The 17597-nt window shown below is 56.4% G+C and carries 15 protein-coding genes; 11 read left to right on the top strand and 4 right to left on the bottom strand.

What is annotated here, in order from left to right:
- Window positions 1-21: 21 nt before the first annotated feature.
- From DK872_RS05885 to ppnP, 5 genes are all read left to right on the top strand, one after another.
- A complete protein-coding gene (locus tag DK872_RS05885) occupies window positions 22-483 on the top strand; it encodes a YaiI/YqxD family protein (protein ID WP_007373463.1) in 462 nt (153 codons plus the stop codon).
- 270 nt (window positions 484-753) lie between these two features.
- The gene (gene aroL, locus DK872_RS05880) at window positions 754-1278 is read left to right on the top strand and encodes a shikimate kinase AroL (RefSeq protein ID WP_007373464.1); all 525 of its coding nucleotides are present in this window, start codon (window positions 754-756) and stop codon (window positions 1276-1278) included.
- A gap of 49 nt (window positions 1279-1327) precedes the next feature.
- The gene (gene yaiA, locus DK872_RS05875) at window positions 1328-1519 is read left to right on the top strand and encodes a protein YaiA (RefSeq protein ID WP_007373465.1); all 192 of its coding nucleotides are present in this window, start codon (window positions 1328-1330) and stop codon (window positions 1517-1519) included.
- A gap of 219 nt (window positions 1520-1738) precedes the next feature.
- Window positions 1739-2416, top strand: coding sequence for an AroM family protein (locus DK872_RS05870; RefSeq protein ID WP_007373466.1), 678 nt, complete (start codon window positions 1739-1741; stop codon window positions 2414-2416).
- An 86-nt stretch (window positions 2417-2502) separates the two neighbouring features.
- The gene (gene ppnP / locus DK872_RS05865; protein ID WP_007373467.1) at window positions 2503-2787 is read left to right on the top strand and encodes a pyrimidine/purine nucleoside phosphorylase; all 285 of its coding nucleotides are present in this window, start codon (window positions 2503-2505) and stop codon (window positions 2785-2787) included.
- A 45-nt stretch (window positions 2788-2832) separates the two neighbouring features.
- Here the strand turns inward: ppnP and rdgC are convergent, their stop codons facing one another.
- A complete protein-coding gene (rdgC, locus tag DK872_RS05860) occupies window positions 2833-3744 on the bottom strand; it encodes a recombination-associated protein RdgC (RefSeq protein WP_007373468.1) in 912 nt (303 codons plus the stop codon).
- Between the two features lie 100 nt (window positions 3745-3844).
- On the opposite strand from rdgC, the gene mak reads away from it, so the two are divergent.
- The gene (gene mak, locus DK872_RS05855; protein ID WP_035887236.1) at window positions 3845-4753 is read left to right on the top strand and encodes a fructokinase; all 909 of its coding nucleotides are present in this window, start codon (window positions 3845-3847) and stop codon (window positions 4751-4753) included.
- 74 nt (window positions 4754-4827) lie between these two features.
- Here mak and sbcC read toward each other — a convergent pair whose 3' ends face one another.
- Window positions 4828-7968: an exonuclease subunit SbcC gene (gene sbcC, locus DK872_RS05850; RefSeq protein WP_161518116.1), complete on the bottom strand. Its 3141-nt coding sequence runs from the start codon at window positions 7966-7968 to the stop codon at window positions 4828-4830.
- A complete protein-coding gene (gene sbcD / locus DK872_RS05845; protein WP_107146417.1) occupies window positions 7965-9167 on the bottom strand; it encodes an exonuclease subunit SbcD in 1203 nt (400 codons plus the stop codon). The genes sbcC and sbcD overlap by 4 nt, the downstream gene beginning before the upstream one ends.
- Before the next feature lie 201 nt (window positions 9168-9368).
- Between sbcD and phoB the strand changes: the two genes are divergently transcribed.
- From phoB to proY, 4 genes are all read left to right on the top strand, one after another.
- The gene (gene phoB, locus DK872_RS05840) at window positions 9369-10058 is read left to right on the top strand and encodes a phosphate response regulator transcription factor PhoB (protein ID WP_007373472.1); all 690 of its coding nucleotides are present in this window, start codon (window positions 9369-9371) and stop codon (window positions 10056-10058) included.
- Between the two features lie 21 nt (window positions 10059-10079).
- Window positions 10080-11378, top strand: a complete 1299-nt coding sequence (phoR, locus tag DK872_RS05835) for a phosphate regulon sensor histidine kinase PhoR (RefSeq protein WP_035887241.1) — start codon at window positions 10080-10082, stop codon at window positions 11376-11378.
- A gap of 405 nt (window positions 11379-11783) precedes the next feature.
- Window positions 11784-13103: a branched-chain amino acid transporter carrier protein BrnQ gene (gene brnQ / locus DK872_RS05830; protein WP_007373474.1), complete on the top strand. Its 1320-nt coding sequence runs from the start codon at window positions 11784-11786 to the stop codon at window positions 13101-13103.
- Between the two features lie 84 nt (window positions 13104-13187).
- On the top strand, window positions 13188-14537 hold the full coding sequence (gene proY / locus DK872_RS05825) for a proline-specific permease ProY (protein WP_007373475.1): 1350 nt from the start codon (window positions 13188-13190) through the stop codon (window positions 14535-14537).
- Window positions 14538-14596: 59 nt separating this feature from the next.
- Here proY and DK872_RS05820 read toward each other — a convergent pair whose 3' ends face one another.
- Window positions 14597-15538 (bottom strand): 2-hydroxyacid dehydrogenase, encoded by a 942-nt coding sequence (locus DK872_RS05820; RefSeq protein ID WP_007373476.1) that lies wholly within the window; start codon window positions 15536-15538, stop codon window positions 14597-14599.
- A gap of 228 nt (window positions 15539-15766) precedes the next feature.
- Between DK872_RS05820 and malZ the strand changes: the two genes are divergently transcribed.
- Window positions 15767-17584 carry a maltodextrin glucosidase gene (gene malZ / locus DK872_RS05815; protein WP_161518115.1) on the top strand — a complete coding sequence of 606 codons (1818 nt, stop codon included), beginning with the start codon at window positions 15767-15769 and terminating at the stop codon, window positions 17582-17584.
- Window positions 17585-17597: the final 13 nt, after the last annotated feature.

Raw genomic sequence — 17597 nt, 5'->3', positions numbered from 1 at the left:
GCCACCAACTGAGGAGCGAGAATGGCGATTTGGGTTGATGCGGACGCTTGTCCGAATGTGATTAAAGAAATTTTATTCCGCGCCGCCGAGCGCACGCAGACGCCGCTGACGCTGGTGGCGAACCAGAATATCCGCGTGCCGCCGTCGCGTATCATCCGCTCGCTGCGCGTTCCGGCGGGGTTTGACGTGGCCGATAACGAAATTGTGCGGCTGTGCGAGGCTGGTGATCTGGTGATTACCGCTGATATTCCGCTGGCGGCGGAAGTGCTGGCCAAAGGTGCGGCAGCGTTGAACCCGCGTGGCGAACGCTATACTGAAGCGACAATCCGCGAAAAACTGACGATGCGCGACTTTATGGATACGCTGCGCGCCAGCGGGATTCAGACCGGTGGCCCGGATAGCCTGTCGCAGCGGGATCGGCAGCAGTTTGCCGCCCAGCTTGATAAATGGCTGCTGGAGGTTAAACGCCGTCAGCCGGAGTAAATTCGGCACCGGCAGGCAGGATATGCTACTGTTTGCCGTTTCGCGGGCTTGCCAGGCTTAAGTAGATTCAGTAAGGTTGCCGCTACACTGTCGCCACGGAATCTTTACAGGTCGAACCTGGGTCAAATCAGGTTTTATTTGTAGTCCGCGCCCTGAGTGACCTTAATGTGTAACGTTATTTTTACGATTAGTATTGTACTAGCTTGATGATATCATCGCTGTCTTATTTTCCGTCCCTCCTCGCGTGGGACCTGGAGGGAACACCTGCTCATGACGCTACCCATTTTTTTAGTCGGCGCACGCGGTTGCGGTAAAACCACTGTGGGCCAGGCGCTGGCGCTGGCGCAGGGATGTCAATTTATCGATACCGATTTCTGGTTACAGGAAACGTCTCAACAGACCATCGCGGATATTGTTGCCCGTGACGGGTGGGAGGCGTTCCGCGCCCGGGAAACCGACGCGCTGAAAGCCGTCACCGCGCCCGCGCGGGTGATTGCCACTGGCGGCGGTATTATTTTAAGTGAATATAATCGGCACTTTATGCGCGAAAAAGGCATCGTCGTTTACCTTTGCGCGCCTGTCGCGGTGCTGGCGGACAGGCTGGAAGCCTTTCCGGAAGAGGGACAGCGACCGACGCTGACCGGCAAGCCGATTAGCGAAGAGGTTAGCGAAGTGCTGGCGCTGCGCGATGCACTCTATCGCGAAGCGGCGCACCACATGGTGAATGCGGCGCAGTCGCCCGACCAGGTGGTGTCTGATATTGAGGCGGCATTACAGCTGGCGCGCGCCAGTTAGCGAAACGTTTGTCTATACTTATAGCTCGACCGGAAAATGAGGAAGAGCTATGCCGACAAAACCGCCTTATCCGCGTGAAGCCCGCATTGTTGCGATTGAAAAAGGCACGGGAAACCAGACCGTTACCTGGTATCAACTACGCGCCGATCATCCGAAACCGGATTCCTTGATCAGCGAACATCCCACCGAGCAGGAAGCGCTCGACGCCAAAAGGCGTTATGAAGATCCTGACAAAAGCTAAGTCGGGCGACGATTATTCTGACTGAACGCCTGAACATTACAGAAACGGACTTACATCACATTTTTTGACTGGCTTAACCTCGCTCAACGGTTACTATTGCATGGTTGCTGGAATTTATTTGAACGCGGGAGTGTGATGTTCTCTTTACACGGCATAAGCTGTACTGCCGTGTAAAGAGAGCAAATAAGAACGAGTAGTATTGAAAGGCGGGAAGTAGAAATGAGTGCAACTTTGGCGATCCTGACCATTGGTGTAGTGCCGGTGCAAGCAATTTTACCGCTCCTGACGGAGCATATTTCAGAGCAGCAGATCACGCATATCAGCCTGCTGGGGAAGATGGACCCACAAGAGGTGCGTGAGGAGTACGGCGCAGAAGCTGGCGAGTTCGCGATTCCGACGCAGTTGCGCGATGACAGCCTCGGCATGGTCTCCCGTGCCAGGGTGGAGCGTGATTTGCAGAGCGTTATCGAAGTGCTGGATAACCAGGGCTACGATGTCATTCTGCTAATGAGCACCGCCGATATCCGGGGATTTGTAACGCGCAATGCGATTTTAGTCGAACCGCAGCGCATTATTCCGCCGCTGGTGGCGTCAATTGTCGACGGGCATCAGGTGGGGGTAATTGTTCCGGTACCGGAACTGATGGCGCAGCAGAAGAAAAAGTGGACGGTTCTGGAAAAAGAGCCTTATTACGAACTGGCGCATCCTTTCCTCGCGACAGAAAGAGAATTTATTGATGCCGGGCGAGCGTTGCTGGAGCGCGGTGCGGATGTGTTGATGCTGGATTGTCTTGGCTTCCATCAGCAGCACCGTGATTTGCTCCAGAAGGCGCTGGATGTCCCGGTATTATTGTCTAACGTACTGGTGGCGCGCCTCGCATCTGAACTGCTTGTCTAGTCGCAGCGCTGTGCAATTTTGCGTGACAGAAGTGAATCCCGGCCCCTATAGTGGCTTTTCATACATTTTCTTTATAAGGGCCAGTCATGCTTCAAAGTAACGAATACTTTTCCGGTAAAGTGAAATCCATTGGTTTTACCAGCAGCAGCACTGGCCGTGCCAGCGTGGGTGTAATGGCGGAAGGGGAATACACATTTGGTACCGCGCAGCCGGAAGAGATGACGGTGGTCAGCGGGGCGCTGAATGTTTTGCTGCCAGGGGAAACCGAGTGGAAAACTTACACGGCGGGTGAAGTATTCAATGTGCCTGGCCAGAGTGAATTCCATTTGCAGGTCGCCGAGCCGAGCTCCTATCTCTGCCGCTACCTGTAATGCAAAACGCCCGGAAAACCCGGGCGTTTCTCTTTTGCTGAACACTCAGCGCTGAGCTTCGCCGCCCAAACCTTCCACCAGATTTTGAATCAACGCTGCCAGCTCGCCGGTCATCAGAATAAAATCGGCATCAAAGCGCTGGGCGTAATCTTCACGGTCGATATCTTCGTTCTGATCGCGGATCTCGTCGCAAAACTTCAGGCGTTTTACTGAACCGTCGTCGCAAATCATGAACTGGATGCGCTGCTGCCAGTCGAGCGCCAGTTTGGTTACCACTTTCCCGGCTTCAATGTGTACCGCGATTTCATCGCTCACCAGATCCTGCTTTTTCGCGCGGATCACGCCGCCATCTTCCAGCATCGCTTTCAGTTCTGCTTCATCCAGCAGCTGGAAGCCCTGCGCCACGTTGCCGGAACGTACCCACTCGGTCAGCGTCAGTTCAATCGGGTTTTCCAGCGCCAGTGGCACAACCGGCAGCGAACCGAGGCTTTTACGCAGCAGCGCCAGCGTATCTTCCGCTTTTTTGGCGCTGGCGCAGTCAACCATAATTAAACCGTTAACGGTGTCGATCCACATCATGGTCTGGCTGAAACGACTAAACGCGCGCGGCAGCAGCGAATGCAGTACTTCATCCTTCAGCGAATCTTTTTCCGTTTTCTTCAGCTTGCGGCCTTGTTCGGCTTCAAGACGGGAGATTTTCGCTTCCAGCGCCTGTTTAACCACCGGCGTCGGCAGAATTTTTTCTTCTTTACGGGCGCAGATAATAATCTGACCATTGGCGGTATGGGTCAGCGCGTCGCTGTGTGAACCCATCGGTGGAACCCATCCGGTTTTCGCCATATCCTGACTACCGCATGGAGTAAACGATAGTGGGGCAAGCTGTTTTTCCATCTCTTCCGCTCGCAGCGCCACATCGCGGCTGAGACGGTATACCATTAAATTTTTGAACCACAGCATGATTTTTTTCCACGGCCTTGTCGTTAAATGCAGCGGGCATGATAGCGAATTGTTGTCCGCCTTGCATTGCTAATGCGTGGTCCACCATGAGGAGTTTGATGTGCGTATCGGTATCGATTTAGGTGGTACAAAAACAGAGATTATTGCGCTGGGCGATGGCGGCGAAGAGCTTTTCCGCCATCGGCAGGCCACGCCGCGCGACTATCTGCAAACCATAGAGTTGATTGCGAAGCTGGTGGATCTGGCGGAAAAAGAGACCGGCCAGCGGGGAACCGTCGGCATGGGGATCCCCGGTTCCATTTCGCCCTATACCGGGGTGGTGAAAAACGCCAACTCCACCTGGCTGAACGGTAAACCGTTCGACAAAGATTTAAGCCAGCGGCTGCAGCGGGAAGTGCGGCTGGCGAACGATGCCAACTGCCTGGCGGTGTCCGAAGCGGTGGATGGCGCAGCGGCCGGGGCGCAAACGGTGTTCGCGGTGATCATTGGCACCGGTTGCGGTTCCGGCGTGGCGATCAACGGGCATGTGCACACCGGTGGCAACGGCACGGCGGGCGAGTGGGGGCATAATCCGCTGCCGTGGATGGATGATGACGAGCTGCGATATCGCGCCGAAGTGCCCTGTTACTGCGGCAAGCAAGGCTGTATCGAAACCTTTATCTCCGGCACCGGCTTTGCCACGGATTACCAGCGCTTAAGCGGTAATGCGCTAAAAGGTAATGAGATTATGCGTCTGGTCGGCGAGCAGGATGCGGTGGCTGAACTGGCGCTCAGCCGCTACGAGTTGCGGCTGGCGAAGTCGCTGGCGCACGTAGTCAATATTCTCGATCCGGATGTGATTGTCCTCGGCGGCGGCATGAGCAATGTCGACAGGCTGTACCAGACCGTTCCTGTACTGGTGCGCAACTGGGTGTTTGGCGGCGAATGCGAAACGCCGATCCGTAAAGCGCTGCACGGCGATTCCAGCGGCGTGCGCGGCGCGGCCTGGCTGTGGCCGCAGGGCGAGTAAAACCGCAGACGGAATAGTGGCTTCGCAGGCCGGATAAGCGTCAGCGCTATCTGGCCTGCGCAACGGCGTAATATCTACGAAACCGCATATTTTCCGTCGAGCTTGCTGTAACCCAGCCCGTTGATTTTCTTCACCTTGATCTGCACCGGGATCCGCTCTTTCATCGCTTCTACGTGGCTGATCACGCCGATGGTTTTGCCACTGGCATTCAGCGCATCGAGGGCGTCGAGCGCGGTATCCAGCGTTTCGCTATCCAGTGTGCCAAAGCCTTCATCAAGGAACAGCGAATCGATGCGGGTTTTATGGCTGACCAAATCCGACAGCGCCAGCGCCAGCGCAAGGCTGACAAGGAAGCTTTCACCGCCGGAGAGCGTACGCGTATCGCGCACCGCATCCGCCTGCCAGGTATCCACCACTTCCAGTTCCAGCGCCTCGCTGGCTTTGCGTTTCAGCAGGTAACGACCATGCAGACGCGTGAGCTGGTTGTTCGCCAGCCAGACAAGATTATCCAGCGTCAGACCCTGCGCGAATTTGCGGAATTTATCTCCCTCTTTCGAGCCGATAAGCGCATTGAGATGACCCCAGTCGTCATACAGCGCGCTGGCCCGCCCGATCTCCTGCAACACTGCCTGCTGGCGCGTACGGTTATCGGCATCCTGTTTTAACTGCTGGCGAAGTTCCCCCTGGCGGGTGGTGTTTTCACGCAGTTGACGCGAAACCTGTTCCAGCGCCTGCGCGATGCTGTCGGCTGTGGCATTTTCCTCCAGCCCGGCAGGCGGCTGCGCCCGATGGGCGGCAACGGCTTGTTCGGCGCTGGCTGCCAGCGCCTGTTTCTGCTGGCAATCGGCGTCGAGCTTCTGACGCAACTGCTCCAGCCGCTGGTGTTCGTCATCGGAAAGCAGTGCGCTGAGAAACGCGTGTTTATCGGCAAAGACGCTGTTTTCCAGCGCCGCAAGGAACTGTTTCTCCAGCGCTTCAGCCGTTTCGCTCTCCTGCGCCAGTTGCTGATGCAGGGTTTGCCATTGGCTTCGCAGCGACACGCAGTCGTCATGCACCTGGCGCCAGCCTTCCAGCGCCACGTTTTGCACTTCGGCGGGCGTTTCGTCGGTGGGCAGCGTATCGAGGATGGGCGTAAGCTGGGTGATTTGCTCTTGCAGCGCGATCTGCTGTTGCTGCTGCTGTTGCCATTGCTCCGCTTCCTGCGCGCGCGCCGCCAGCCATGCGGCTTCTTCGCCTTCCGGTGGCAGAGTCAGATCCAGTTGTTGCAGCGCCGCAGCCAGCGTGTCGCGACGGGTGGTGACTGCCTGCTGGTATTGTTCGCTCTGCTGTTGCAGTTCGTTGATTTGAAAAAGTAATGTCTGGCGCTGGTTGTGCAGATAGAGCTGGTGTTCATACGCATCCTGCGCGCTTTGCCAACTGGTCAATTCACGGTGCGGATCCAGCGAGACATTCAACTGCTCGCACAGCGTAACCCACTCCTGCAATCCCGTTTGTTCATCCTGTTGAAGCGAGCGGACTTCGCGCTCGTCTTTTTCATAACGTTCAGCTATGCCTTTCAGCCGCTCGCCCAGCGCCACGCCTTCTTCTTTTACCTTCTGCACTTCGTCAAACAGCAACTGACGGCGAGACTGGTTCACGCCTGGCTCGATCGTCTGGTAGTGCGCAACCGCCGGATGTTCCGTGGCGCCACACAGCGGACAGGGCTGACCCGCCTGCAGGCGCGCGCGCTCGCTCTCCAGACTTTTGATGGTGTTTTCCAGCTCGCAGATGGTGGTGACTTCTGTCAGCAACTGGTTTTTTTCTTTATACAACGCGCGTTTTTGTTCCCGCTCGGCGTTGAGCTTTTCCTGCTCGGCTTGCAGATCCCGCAGGCTTTGCTGACGCAGGCTCAGTTGCTTGCGCAGCGGAGCGAAGCGGGCGTGCAGGGCGGCAAGCTGTTGGCGTAGCGGGCGATGCTGTGCGCACTGCGCCATCGCCGCAGCCGTCTCTTCCGCCGTCAGTTCCAGCGTGGCTTCCGGCAGCGTTTGCAGTTTCTGCTGATGGGTCAGAACGCGCTGTTGCAGGCTTTGCCACTGCTTTTTCTCCTCTTCCAACTGGTTAAACAGCACGCGCCAGCCGGTCAGTTCGCTGTGCCAGCGCTGGAAGCGGGCATGTTCGGCCAGCCAGCCGGCAACCGTTTTTTGACTGCCCAGCAGAACGGCATGCTTCTCGACGGCGGTTGCGCGGATACGCGCGCGCTGCAACAGGCTGGCATGTAAGCGAGTATTTACTTCTTCACTTTGGCTGCGGGTACGGGCCAGCGCTTTATGTTGCTCTTCAAGACGTTCCCACAGCGGACGTAACTGCAAAGCCGGTTGCGCCAGGGCAAGCCGCGCCAGCTGTGGCTGTGCGGCAGCCAGCGCCTGCTGCGCCTGCACCTGCGCGGCTTGCGCCCGTCCGAGCGCGGCACGAAGTTCGGCTTCTCGGTTTAGCCATTGCGCCTGTGCCTGCGTGGTTTGTTGCCCGGCCAGCAGCGTTTTTTCTTCGTCAGTAAGCGCCTGCAAACCTGTACTCAGTTGCTGGCGCTGTTCATCGTTGAGCAGCACCACGCCTTCCGCCTGCGCCTGTAGCTGTTCCAGCCGGGTTTTGGCCGCTTTATGTTTCTCAAACACCATGGCCGAAATCTGGCCATAGATTTCCGTGCCGGTCAGCTCTTCCAGCAGCTCGGCGCGCTCGCGCGGTTTGGCATTGAGAAACGCGGCAAATTGCCCCTGCGACAGCAGCATTGAGCGGGTAAAGCGGCCGTAGTCCAGCCCGGTTAATGAGGCGGTGAGATCGAGTTTATCTTTGACTTTATCGGCGAGGATTTTGCCGTCGGCGCAGGTCGCGAGCTCGACGCGCGGTGCTTGCAGATTGCCATCTGCCTGACCGCGCGCGCGGCTCTGGCTCCAGAAAGCGCGGTAAGCAATGCCTTTTACTTCAAATTCCACTTCCGCCAGGCACTCGGCAGTATCGCGGGTCATCAGATCGTTTTGCGATTGTGACAGGGTGCTAAGGCGAGGTGTTTCGTGGTACAGCGCCAGACAAATAGCATCGAGCAGGGTGGTTTTCCCTGCGCCCGTCGCGCCGGTAATGGCGAACAAACCGTTGCTGGCGAACGGCTCTTCGGTAAAGTCGATTTTCCATTCGCCTTTCAGCGAGTTTAGGTTTTTTAACCGCAAACTGAGGATCTTCATGCCTCTTTCTCCGCATCCAGCGCCTGGCGCGCTTCACTGAACAAGGCTTGCAGGCGCGCCGTTTGCATCTCGTCGATCTCTTCCTGCGCCAGGCGGCGGGCGAAGACCTCTTCAACTTTCAATTCACTGAGCGTTTCCCGCAGCTCTCCGGCGAGGATCCGCTCCCGCTGTTCGCGGCTGCGGCGCACCAGCAGCACTTCGACGGGCAAATCTTCGGTAACTTGCTGAATTTTACGTTGCATATCAGCCAGATATTCGCGGCTTTCAATTTCAATATCCAGCCAGACTGGCGTGTCGGTGGACGCATCGCGCCACTGCTCAAGCTGGCGGCAAATCTCGGCGAAATCACCCTTGATTACGGCCAGCGGCTGCGTGGCCGGAATGTCGAGCGCGGTAACTTCCGCCAGCTTGCCATCGCTGAACGTGACCAGATTGACGCTTTTACGCTTTCCGGTTTCATCAAAACTCAGTGGGATCGGTGAACCGCAGTAGCGAATATGCTGCAGGCCGCCAATTTTCTGCGCGCGGTGAATATGTCCAAGCGCAATATAGTCGGCTGGCGGGAAATTCTCCGCCGGGAAGGCATCCAGGGTGCCGATATAGATGTCACGTACGGCGTCACTTTTGCTGGCACCGACGGTGGTCAAATGGCCGCTGGCGATAATCGGCAGCGCCTGCTCGCCGCGCAGAATGCAGGCGGCGTCATACTGCTTCTGGTAGTAATCGGTAATGGCCGCCAGCAGATGTTGCTGTTTTTCCTGCCCTGATAATCCGGCCTGGCTGATGACCATGTCACGCGGGCGTAAAAACGGTACCGGACAGAAAACGGCGCCGGGCGTGCCATCACGGCGATTGAGCCAGAATGGTGCGGCGCCGGCACTGGCGACCACGGTGGTTTTCAGGTAAGCGAGGATCTCTTTTGATTCGTTCAGCGTTGCCACGGAATCATGGTTGCCCGCCAGCACCACTAACTGGCAGCCGGTTTGCTGGAGTTTCACCACAAAGCGGTTATATAACTCGCGGGCATAACTGGGCGGAGAACCGGTATCAAAGATATCACCTGCAACAATAATGGCGTCCACCTGGTGCAGCTCTGCGGCATTCAGCAGCCAGTCGAGAAAGGCGTCATGTTCTGCAGCGCGGCTTTTGCTGTAAAAGTTCTGACCCAAATGCCAGTCTGAAGTGTGAATAATGCGCATAGCGATTCCGTGGCGAAAATGGATAAACGCGATTATAACATTCAGGGTGTTAGAGACATTAACTGCGTGAATATTCGCGCTGTCATAATGCTGCGGGCAGGGTCATCTGGTGGTCATGTTATTCATAAATCTGTCATAAAACTGACGCATAATGGCGCCGCTATACAAACTGACGACTTATACGAGAAAACAGGGCGAATTATGGCGAGACGAATTCTGGTCGTTGAAGATGAAGCACCGATCCGTGAAATGGTGTGCTTTGTGCTCGAGCAAAATGGTTTTCAACCGGTAGAAGCTGAAGATTATGACAGTGCGGTGAACCAACTTAACGAACCCTGGCCAGACCTGGTTTTACTGGACTGGATGTTGCCTGGCGGTTCCGGTATTCAGTTTATTAAGCACCTGAAACGCGAGGCCATGACCCGCGATATTCCGGTGATGATGCTGACGGCGCGTGGCGAAGAGGAAGATCGTGTACGCGGCCTGGAAACCGGTGCGGACGATTACATTACCAAGCCCTTCTCACCGAAAGAGCTGGTTGCCCGTATTAAAGCGGTTATGCGCCGTATTTCGCCGATGGCGGTGGAAGAAGTGATTGAAATGCAGGGACTTAGCCTCGATCCCTCTTCGCATCGCGTGATGACCGGCGAAAATCCGCTGGATATGGGGCCGACGGAGTTTAAACTCTTACACTTCTTTATGACCCACCCGGAACGCGTGTACAGTCGTGAACAACTGCTGAACCATGTCTGGGGAACCAATGTTTACGTCGAAGACAGAACGGTTGATGTCCATATTCGTCGCCTGCGCAAAGCGCTGGAACACAGCGGTCACGATCGTATGGTGCAAACAGTGCGCGGCACGGGATATCGTTTTTCGACCCGTTTCTGAAATTTGACAGGAGTGTGACGCGTGCTGGAACGGCTGTCATGGAAAAGGCTGGTGCTGGAGCTCCTCCTTTGTTGTCTACCTGCTTTTATACTCGGCGCGATTTTCGGTTACCTGCCCTGGTTTTTATTTGCCGCGGTAACCGGGCTGCTGATCTGGCATTTCTGGAATTTACTGCGCCTCTCCTGGTGGTTGTGGGTCGATAAAAGTATGACTCCACCGCCCGGCACGGGAAGCTGGGAGCCGCTGTTATACGGGCTGCACCAGATGCAGATGCGTAATAAAAAGCGGCGGCGCGAGCTGGGTAATCTCATCAAACGCTTTCGCAGCGGTGCGGAATCTCTGCCGGATGCGGTGATCCTCACCACCGAAGAAGGGTCTATTTTCTGGTGTAACGGCCTGGCACAACAGCTGCTGGGGCTGCGCTGGCCGGATGATAACGGGCAGAACATCCTGAACCTGCTGCGCTACCCTGAATTCACGCAGTATCTTAAAAAACAAGAATTTACCCGGCCACTGAATCTGGTGCTGAACAGCGGGCGCCATCTGGAGATCCGCGTGATGCCTTACAGCGAGCAGCAACTGCTGCTGGTGGCGCGCGATGTTACGCAGATGCACCAACTGGAAGGCGCGCGGCGTAACTTTTTCGCTAACGTCAGCCATGAATTGCGCACGCCGTTGACGGTGCTGCAAGGTTACCTGGAGATGATGCAGGAGCAGGCGCTGGAAGGCGCGCCGCGCGAAAAAGCGCTGCATACCATGCGTGAGCAAACATCGCGGATGGAAGGGCTGGTGCGCCAGCTGCTGACGCTGTCGAAGATTGAAGCGGCGCCGACGCTGCCGCCAAATGAAACCATCGATGTGCCGATGATGCTGCGCCTGGTTGAACGGGAAGCGCAGACGCTCAGCCAAAAAAAGCACAACCTGGAGTTTGAGGTCGATAACGCCTTAAAAGTGCTCGGTAATGAGGAGCAATTGCGCAGCGCCATCTCCAACCTGGTGTATAACGCGGTGAATCATACGCCCGCCGGAACGCACATTATTGTGCGCTGGCAGCATGTGCCGCAAGGGGCGGAATTCAGCGTTGAGGATAATGGTCCGGGCATTGCCGCCGAACATATTCCGCGTCTGACCGAGCGTTTTTACCGCGTCGATAAGGCCCGTTCCCGGCAAACCGGCGGGAGCGGGCTTGGGCTGGCGATTGTTAAACATGCTCTCAACCATCACGAAAGCCGCCTTGATATTGCGAGTACGCCCGGCAAAGGGACGCGTTTTAGCTTTATTCTGCCGGAACGTCTGGTTGCCAAAACTCCTGCTGCCTGACGCTCCTGTCAGCTTATCTTTCCAGCGGCCTGTAAAAACAGGCCGCATTTCCTGCTGATTCCCCGCGATAAAACCTATTTTGTACGCATGATGCTTTTTTGTTCGCATGATCAGCCATGTGTTTTTCTTATAAATAGAGTATTGGACTGGATGTTTATCTTGATCCAGCATATCCATCTGGTTTTGCGATCCCATCTTGCCTTTAAACGTTATAAGCGTTTAAATTGCGCCCCTGACATTGTCAGACCGACTATGTTTACGTGGTAAATCGAAAAACTATACTCCGCCACGTTACGTATTAAGCATTTCCAGCTGATTTTTCACGGTTTATACGCGTTATTGTTCGGCAGGGAAGGCGAAAAATTCACCATTATTTACGACACCACATCCACAGGCAGTAAACTTATGACCTATCACTTAAAACCACGAGACATTGTTGCTCTGGGCTTTATGACCTTCGCCTTGTTCGTTGGCGCAGGGAACATCATTTTCCCGCCAATGGTCGGCTTGCAGGCGGGTGAACACGTCTGGATGGCGGCGTTTGGTTTTCTGATTACCGCCGTAGGCCTGCCGGTGCTGACAGTTGTTGCGCTGGCCAAAGTGGGTGGCGGTGTGGATAGCCTGAGCACGCCGATCGGTAAAGTCGCTGGCGTGCTGCTGGCAACCGTTTGTTATCTGGCGGTAGGGCCGTTGTTCGCCACGCCGCGTACGGCGACCGTCTCGTTTGAGGTGGGGATTGCGCCGCTGACTGGCGATGGCGCAATGCCGCTGCTGGTCTACAGCATCGTTTATTTTGCGCTGGTGATCCTGGTGTCGCTCTATCCGGGCAAGCTGCTGGATACTGTGGGCAACTTCCTTGCTCCGCTGAAAATTATCGCGCTGACCATTCTTTCGATTGCCGCGATCGTCTGGCCGGCTGGTCCTATCAGCCATGCGCTGGAAGCTTATCAGACTGCACCGTTCTCTAACGGTTTTGTTAATGGCTATCTGACGATGGATACGCTGGGTGCAATGGTGTTCGGTATCGTGATCGTGAATGCCGCCCGTTCGCGCGGTGTGACCGAAGCGCGTCTGCTGACCCGCTACACCGTCTGGGCCGGGCTGATGGCGGGCGTGGGGCTAACGCTGCTCTATCTGGCGCTGTTCCGCCTGGGTTCAGACAGCGCGACGCTGGTGGATCAATCCGCTAACGGCGCAGCGATTCTGCATGCTTATGTTCAGCACACCTTTGGTGGCGCGGGCAGCTTCCTGCTGGCGGCGTTGATCTTCATCGCTTGCCTGGTGACGGCGGTTGGCCTGACCTGCGCCTGCGCCGAGTTTTTCGCGCAATATCTGCCGCTCTCTTACCGTTCGCTGGTGTTTATTCTTGGCATCTTCTCAATGGCGGTTTCCAACCTGGGGCTGAGTCATCTGATTCAGATCTCCATCCCCGTGCTGACGATGATCTACCCGCCGTGCATCGTGCTGGTGGTGCTGAGCTTCAGCCGTTCGTGGTGGAACAACTCCACCCGCGTAATTGCGCCAGCCATGTTTATCAGCCTGCTTTTTGGTATCCTTGACGGCGTGAAAGCATCCGCCTTTGCTGAGTATTTACCGGCCTGGACGCAGCGTTTGCCGCTGGCGGAACAGGGGCTGGCCTGGCTGATGCCGAGCCTGGTGATGGTGGTTCTGGCGGCAGTCTGGGATCGCACCGCCGGGCGTCAGGTGACTTCCAGCGCGCATTAACAGTTGCGGATACGGTTTGTTTAACCACGGGGTTTGGCGCCCCGTGGTTTTTTATTTTTGTGTTGAATAATGGCAGTGGAAACGATGGAAAGTACGAATAAGCTGAAGCGTGGGTTAAGCACCCGCCACATCCGCTTTATGGCGCTGGGATCGGCAATCGGCACCGGGCTGTTTTACGGCTCTGCCGATGCCATCAAAATGGCCGGGCCGAGCGTGTTGCTGGCCTACATTATTGGTGGCGTCGCCGCGTATATCATTATGCGTGCGCTGGGTGAAATGTCGGTACATAACCCTTCCGCCAGCTCGTTCTCTCGTTACGCACAGGAAAACCTCGGCCCGCTTGCGGGCTATATCACTGGCTGGACCTACTGTTTTGAAATCCTGATCGTGGCGATTGCCGATGTGACGGCTTTCGGCATCTATATGGGCGTCTGGTTCCCGACGGTGCCGCACTGGATCTGGGTGCTGAGCGTGGTGATGATCATCTGCGCCATTAACCTGATGAGCGTAAAAGTCTTCGGCGAACTGGAGTTCTGGTTCTCGTTCTTTAAAGTCGCCACCATTATCATCATGATTCTCGCCGGTTTTGGCATCATCATCTGGGGCATCGGTAACGGCGGGCAGCCGACCGGGATCAGCAATTTGTGGAGCCACGGCGGTTTCTTCAGTAATGGCTGGCTGGGCACGGTGATGGCGCTGCAAATGGTGATGTTCGCCTACGGCGGTATCGAAATCATCGGCATCACCGCCGGTGAAGCGAAAGATCCGGAAAAATCGATCCCGCGCGCCATTAACTCCGTACCGATGCGCATTCTGGTGTTTTATGTCGGGACGCTGTTCGTCATCATGTCCATCTACCCGTGGAACCAGGTCGGTACTGACGGCAGCCCGTTTGTCCTGACCTTCCAGCATATGGGCATTACCTTTGCCGCCAGCATTCTTAACTTTGTGGTACTGACCGCTTCGCTTTCGGCGATCAATAGCGATGTTTTTGGCGTGGGGCGCATGCTGCACGGCATGGCGGAGCAGGGCAGTGCACCGAAGATGTTTGCCAAAACCTCTCGTCGCGGCATCCCGTGGGTGACGGTCATGGTGATGACCGTTGCGCTGCTGCTGGCGGTCTGGTTGAACTACATCATGCCGGAGAATGTTTTCCTGGTGATTGCGTCGCTGGCGACCTTTGCCACGGTATGGGTGTGGATCATGATTTTGCTGTCGCAAATCGGTTTCCGCCGCCGCCTTTCTGCCGATGAAGTGAAGGCGCTGAAATTCAAAGTGCCTGGCGGTGTGACAACTACCGTCGTGGGACTGCTGTTCCTTGTGTTTATCATCGCGCTGATTGGCTGGCACCCGGAAACCCGCATTTCGCTGTACGTGGGTCTGGCGTGGATTGTGCTGTTGCTGATTGGCTGGATGTTTAAAAAATCCGCCTGATGGCGGCGACGCCTTATCAGGCCTGCAGGGCCTGATAAGTGCAGTAACCCGGCAAAAAATCACACCACCGGGGTCAGCATTTTCCCGTCATTGAAATAACTCACCAGGTTATTGATGGTCAGATCCGCCATCGCCTGGCGGGTTTCCGCCGTATTGCTGGCAATATGCGGTAGCAGCACGACATTTGGCAGCTCGCGCAGCGGCAGGGGAATATGGGGTTCGTTCTCAAACACATCCAGTCCTGCGCCGCGTAACTTTCCTTCCTGCAGCACCGCGATCAGCGCGTCGGTATCCACCACGCTGCCACGCGCAATATTCACCAGAATCCCTTCAGGCCCCAGCGCTTCCAGCACTTCACGATTAATGACATGATGCGTTTTCGCCCCTCCGGGTAACGTCAGTACCAGAAAATCCACCGCCCGCGCCAGGTCAACGATGCTCTGATGGCGTTGCCAGCGGCTGTTACGGGCTTCCCGGGGGCTGAAATAGTGGATCGGCATATTGAACGCCGCCGCACGCCGGGCAACATCGTGGCCGATATTGCCCATGCCGACAATCCCGCAGCGTTTCCCGCTCATTTTCCAGGCACCAGGAAATGCGGCATGCTCCCATTGCCCCGCGCGGGCGAAGCGGTCGGCTTCGCAAATTTTGCGCGTCACCGCCAGCATCAGCGCCAGCCCGGTGTCGGCGACGCACTCATTGAGCACGTTTGGCGTGTTGCTGACGGTGATCCCCCGGCGACGGCAGGTTTCGAGATCGGTCGCATCAACACCCACGCCAAAACCGCTGATCGCCTCCAGCGCCGGAAGCTGCTCAATCAGCGAGGTACTGATCCCCCTGGCTGCACGGGTTAACGCACCGCGAATGGCATGCGCATGGTCGCGCAGCAGGGTTTGCTCATCCTGCTGCCAGTATTTATGCACCACAAAATGCTGTTCGAGGGTGGTTATCATCGGTTGGGGAATTTCAGTAATGACAAGGATTTCGGGTTTATTTTTCATACTTATTCCTGGCGGTTATCATTTTTAACAGTATAAAAAGCAGCCTGTCCGGAGACTTCGGGCATCGGCACGAAGCAGGCCTGCAAAAACTCACGCATTTGCCCGGCGGTAGCTCTGCCGGATCACATCTGCGCCCCGTCTCTCAGCCCTGTAAAAAAAGCGAAAGAAGGAGGCGGCAGACGTGCGGGTGTGGAAGAGTGGCGTCATTTTGAGCACAGGGGATTTTTGATGTTAAATGCATGGCACCTGCCCGTCGCGCCGTTTGTGAAACAAAATAAAGATCAGTTAATTATCACGCTCTGGCTGAGTGGGATCGGTTTGCCGGAGCGGGTGATGCTGCGCACCGAAATCGACAATGAAGAGACGCCGCTGGCTATGCACCGACGGCGGAAAACCGCGGCGAACGGCGTCAGTGCCTGGCAAGTTGCGCTGGACATCAGCAGTGGGCAACCGCGCCGCCGCTACAGCTTTAAGCTCCTGTGGGAGAACCGGCAACTGTGGTTTACGCCGCAGGGGTTTAGCCGTTTTCCACCCGCCCGTCTCGAACAGTTCGCGGTTGATGCGCCGGATGATGGGCCGCAGTGGGTGGCCGATCAGGTGTTTTACCAGATTTTCCCGGACCGTTTTGCGCGCAGCCAGCCGCGCGGTGAGCAGCAGGATAAGGTTTACCATCATCATGCCGCTGGTCACCCCATTGTGCTGCGCGACTGGGACGATCCGTTAACGGCACAAGCCGGGGGATCAACCTTTTATGGTGGCGATCTCGACGGGATCAGCGAAAAGTTGCCCTACCTGAAAAAGCTGGGCGTTACCGCGCTCTATCTCAACCCGGTTTTTGTCGCTCCCAGCGTACATAAATATGACACTGAAGATTACCGCCATGTCGATCCGCAGTTTGGCGGTGACGAAGCCCTGTTACGCCTGCGGCGCAATACGCAGCAACTGAATATGCGTTTGATCCTTGATGGTGTTTTTAACCATAGCGGTGATTCCCACGCGTGGTTCGATCGCCACAACCGTGGCACCGGTGGAGCCTGTCATAACCCCGATTCCCGCTGGCGTAGCTGGTACAGTTTTGACGAGCAGGGCCGCGCCCGCGACTGGCTGGGGTATGCCAGCCTGCCGAAACTCGATTATCAGTCACCGACGCTGGTTGAAGAGATTTATCAGGGAGAGGAGAGCATTGTGCGCCACTGGCTGAAAGCGCCGTGGAACATGGACGGCTGGCGGCTGGACGTGGTGCATATGCTGGGCGAAGACGGCGGGGCGCGTAACAATCTGCACCATATTTCGGGGATCACCCGCGCGGCGAAAGAGACGCTGCCGCAGGCCTATGTTTTCGGCGAACATTTTGGCGATGCGCGCCAGTGGCTACAGGCGGATGCTGAAGACGCGGCCATGAATTATCGCGGTTTTACGCTGCCGGTGTGGGCCTTTCTGGCGAATACAGATATTGCCTACGATCCCCAGCAGATCGATGCGCAAACTTGCGCAGCATGGATGGATAACTACCGGGCCGGACTGTCGCACCAGCAGCAGTTGCGTATGTTTAACCAGCTCAACAGCCACGATACGCCGCGCTTTAAAACCGTGCTCGGCAAAGATTTTGCCCGGCTGCCGCTGGCGGTGGTCTGGCTGTTTAGCTGGCCGGGAACGCCTTGCATCTATTATGGCGATGAAGTGGGACTCGACGGGGCGAACGATCCCTTTTGTCGTAAGACCTTCCCGTGGGATAAAAAGCGCCAGGATACGCAACTGCTGGCGCTCTACCAGCGTATGGCGAAACTGCGCGCGCGTAGCCAGGCTTTGCGGCGCGGCGGCTGCCAGGTGATATACGCCCAGGATAACGTGCTGGTTTTTGTTCGTGTCTGGCAGCAACAGCGCGTACTGGTGGCGATCAACCGCGGCGAAGCCTGCGAGGTGGTGCTGGAGGGCTCGCCGCTGTTAGAGGCGAAAAACTGGCGGCTTCAGGAAGGTACAGGTACGCTACTGGATGATGTGCTGACGCTTTCAGCTACCAGCGCATCTGTCTGGTCTGCCACCTGAATCGCCACGCGAC

The organism is Kosakonia sp. MH5 (genome assembly GCF_009935945.1).
Lineage (GTDB): Bacteria > Pseudomonadota > Gammaproteobacteria > Enterobacterales > Enterobacteriaceae > Kosakonia > Kosakonia radicincitans.
The sequence above is the reverse complement of the archived record's forward strand: the minus strand, read 5'-3'. Positions and strand labels throughout refer to the sequence as shown.

Bases quoted from the DNA above. Each gene is read 5' to 3' on its own strand.
- malZ (WP_161518115.1), top strand. From the start codon at position 15,767: ATGTTAAATGCATGGCACCTGCCCGTCGCGCCGTTTGTGAAACAAAAT.
- DK872_RS05820 (WP_007373476.1), bottom strand. From the start codon at position 15,538: ATGAAAAATAAACCCGAAATCCTTGTCATTACTGAAATTCCCCAACCG.
- brnQ (WP_007373474.1), top strand. From the start codon at position 11,784: ATGACCTATCACTTAAAACCACGAGACATTGTTGCTCTGGGCTTTATG.
- DK872_RS05885 (WP_007373463.1), top strand. From the start codon at position 22: ATGGCGATTTGGGTTGATGCGGACGCTTGTCCGAATGTGATTAAAGAA.
- aroL (WP_007373464.1), top strand. From the start codon at position 754: ATGACGCTACCCATTTTTTTAGTCGGCGCACGCGGTTGCGGTAAAACC.
- yaiA (WP_007373465.1), top strand. From the start codon at position 1,328: ATGCCGACAAAACCGCCTTATCCGCGTGAAGCCCGCATTGTTGCGATT.
- phoB (WP_007373472.1), top strand. From the start codon at position 9,369: ATGGCGAGACGAATTCTGGTCGTTGAAGATGAAGCACCGATCCGTGAA.
- sbcC (WP_161518116.1), bottom strand. From the start codon at position 7,968: ATGAAGATCCTCAGTTTGCGGTTAAAAAACCTAAACTCGCTGAAAGGC.
- proY (WP_007373475.1), top strand. From the start codon at position 13,188: ATGGAAAGTACGAATAAGCTGAAGCGTGGGTTAAGCACCCGCCACATC.
- rdgC (WP_007373468.1), bottom strand. From the start codon at position 3,744: ATGCTGTGGTTCAAAAATTTAATGGTATACCGTCTCAGCCGCGATGTG.
- DK872_RS05870 (WP_007373466.1), top strand. From the start codon at position 1,739: ATGAGTGCAACTTTGGCGATCCTGACCATTGGTGTAGTGCCGGTGCAA.
- ppnP (WP_007373467.1), top strand. From the start codon at position 2,503: ATGCTTCAAAGTAACGAATACTTTTCCGGTAAAGTGAAATCCATTGGT.
- sbcD (WP_107146417.1), bottom strand. From the start codon at position 9,167: ATGCGCATTATTCACACTTCAGACTGGCATTTGGGTCAGAACTTTTAC.